This window comes from Kocuria sp. ZOR0020, from assembly GCF_000800955.1.
GTDB lineage: Bacteria > Actinomycetota > Actinomycetes > Actinomycetales > Micrococcaceae > Kocuria > Kocuria subflava.
In genome coordinates, this window is record NZ_JROX01000342.1 from 1 (window position 1) to 402 (window position 402).

The 402-nt window shown below is 33.1% G+C and carries 1 protein-coding gene; it reads right to left on the bottom strand.

Annotation, left to right across the window (positions count from 1 at the left end; genetic code table 11):
* Window positions 1-151: 151 nt before the first annotated feature.
* On the bottom strand, window positions 152-402 hold a 251-nt coding region (locus L979_RS16450; RefSeq protein ID WP_197052170.1), incomplete at its 5' end, for a hypothetical protein.

Consider the following 402-nt stretch of genomic DNA (forward strand, 5'->3'; position numbering starts at 1 on the left):
CTTGTTTCGTCAGCTTTAATACCATTTTTTTCTAGCAATTTAATAGCTATTGAACGGAATAAGATAAGTTTACTATCATAAGCTGTTACTAAAATCGGAATACCACAATAGACCTTAATATAATCTATCATTTACTTCCTCCATTTTATTCTTATGCTACTGTAATTACTGCACCAGCGTTATAAGTTTCAACATGACCGCTTGTTAGTGTTTCTACCAAAATCATGTTGCTGTTAGTTTTCCATTCAAAGGCATCAACTTTTGTAAGGTCTTGCATATCAATGTGATACTTTTGGTCTACCAATACAGTAGGTTTGAGTGCTTTTGAACCTGTATAGACAATAATTTCATCTACTCCAACTTCAGAAGCAATTTCAGCGTCATCATTTTTAATGCGAACGT